This is a genomic window from Lagierella sp. ICN-221743 (assembly GCF_037890055.1).
In the GTDB taxonomy this organism is placed as follows: domain Bacteria; phylum Bacillota; class Clostridia; order Tissierellales; family Peptoniphilaceae; genus Mediannikoviicoccus.
The window spans coordinates 1-2,355 of sequence record NZ_JBBKBD010000044.1 but is presented as its reverse complement, the minus strand read 5'-3'; the positions used below and the strand labels follow the sequence as shown (position 1 = coordinate 2,355).

Below are 2,355 nucleotides of genomic sequence, written 5' to 3'. Positions count from 1 at the left end.
TGGGTGCGACATGAAGTCGCTTAATTTAACTGTTTGGCATGATGACCAAACCAACTATTCCGTTAGTTGAGCCGAGTATCGACTGCACTTAGGTGTGGTAAGCCGATATTAAAGTAACCCTACTTGAGGTAAAACCGTGAGGAAATACCGAAACTGCCAGCAACAAGGTGGTTAGGGAGCGAGGCTTGATAATATGGCTAACATATGTGAACTACTGATAAATGTCGTTAAGGCGAACAGGCTAAAGTTGCTGATAAGCCTGAACCAAAATGGTGTGTAGTCGGATAATCCTTTCCACAGTGGGATTACACGGACAAAAAGACTACCGGCAGAGAGGTAGAGCCTAAGTTATCAATGTTAATTAAGTGAAACATGGTAAGCCTGTACTATTGCCAAAAGGCAAGGCAAATCGTAAGAAATGCTGATAATGGTGCAGGTAAAGGAGAATGGAAAAAGCGAATGCCATCTTGTAATGAGATGGATAGGGGTTCAAAATTTGCCCTAACTTGAAAGAGTGCAGACTTCCATTTGGTTTTTAATCACAAGAGAACTTGTAGAATTTTTGAAAGGAGAAAGCAAATGAACAGTAAAATGTGTGCTACTACTAACAGAGCTAAAGACTGGGAAAGTATAGATTTTTCTCTAGCAGAAAGCTATGTTAAAAAACTACAAATGCGTATTGTGAAAGCGTGGAAAATGAGTAAATATGGAAAGGTAAAATCTTTACAACATTTACTCACAACTTCATTTTATGCAAAAGCCTTGGCAATTAAGAGGGTAACTGAAAACCAAGGCAAGAAAACAAGTGGTGTTGATGGTGAATTATGGCTAACATCACAGGCAAAGTATAAGGCGATAGAAAAGTTAAATTTAAGAGGATATAAACCTAAGCCTCTTAGAAGAGTGTATATACCAAAGAAAAATGGTAAGAAAAGACCTCTCAGCATTCCTACAATGACGGATAGAGCAATGCAAACCCTATATAAATTTGCACTTGAACCAATAGCAGAAACTACTGCTGACCCTAATTCTTATGGATTTAGGGCAAAAAGATGTACACAAGACGCTATCGAGCAGTGCTTTACATCACTTAATAAAAAGAAATCTGCAAAATGGGTACTTGAGGGAGATATAAAAGGTTGTTTTGATAATATAAGTCATGAATGGATATTAAATAATATCCCAATGAACAAGAAATTATTAAAACTTTGGCTTGAGTGTGGATATATAGAAAAACAAAAACTATTTCCAACAGAAACAGGAAGTCCCCAAGGCTCGCCAATATCACCTATTATTTCCAATATGGTATTAGATGGTTTAGAAAAAGCAATCAAAGAGAAATACCGTAGAAGAACAGTAAATAAGAAAACATATTTCCCAAAGGTTAACTTTTTTAGATATGCAGATGATTTCATCGTTACAGGGGAAAGTGCAGAATTGCTTGAAAATGGTGTAAAGCCAATCATTGTAAAATTCTTGGCTGAAAGAGGTTTAGAATTATCAGAGGAAAAGACACTCATAACACACATAAATGACGGTTTTGATTTTCTTGGAGTTAATATTAGGATGTATAAAGATAAGTTGCTTACAAAACCATCTGATAAGAACTTCAAGGCTATTGTCGATAAAATCAGACGAATCATAAAAGATAATCCGTCAATGAAACAAGAAATTTTGATTAGAAAATTAAATCCTATCATTATAGGTTGGGTAAACTATCAGAAATATAATGTTTCATCTAAAGCTTTTGAAAAACTTGACTATGAAATATATAAATGTTTATGGGATTGGTGTATTCGTCGACACCCAAAGAAAGGAAGAAAATGGATAGCTAAGAAATACTTCCATACCATTGGAAATAGAACTTGGACTTTCAGTGTAGCAACTGGCGATAGAATGGAAAATGGAGAGAAATACTATCTTCGTCTTAAATATGCCACAGACACTGATATTAAAAGATTTACCAAGATACAAGCTGAAGCAAATCCATTTGATGAAAATTGGCAAATATACTTTGAAGAAAGAGGAGAGTTAAAAATACGAAACGAACTTAAAGGACGTACAGTTATAAATAGACTGTATAAGACGCAAAATGGAATATGCCCTGTTTGTGGAGAGAAAATAACTATTGATACAGACTTTAGAGTACATCAAACAATTCAAAATAACATTACCCTTAAAACTTTAGTACACCCTTGGTGTCATAGAAAATTGCATATAAATGATGAAGAAAACACGCTGGCTCTTTAATTAGGGCTTATAAAAACTTGAGCCGTGTGAGGGGAAACTCTCATGCACGGTTCTTAGAGGGGAAAGGGATAGTAATATCCCCGACCTACTCGACCAGACAATAGA

2 protein-coding genes are annotated in these 2,355 nt (G+C 35.4%); both read left to right on the top strand.

From position 1 onward, the window contains the following. Positions 1-372 precede the first annotated feature (372 nt). Positions 373-510 carry a hypothetical protein gene (locus tag WKS98_RS09855; RefSeq protein WP_002841132.1) on the top strand — a complete coding sequence of 46 codons (138 nt, stop codon included), beginning with the start codon at positions 373-375 and terminating at the stop codon, positions 508-510. Between the two features lie 69 nt (positions 511-579). Continuing rightward, on the top strand, positions 580-2,250 hold the full coding sequence (ltrA, locus tag WKS98_RS09850; protein WP_498918928.1) for a group II intron reverse transcriptase/maturase: 1,671 nt from the start codon (positions 580-582) through the stop codon (positions 2,248-2,250). Positions 2,251-2,355 lie beyond the last annotated feature (105 nt).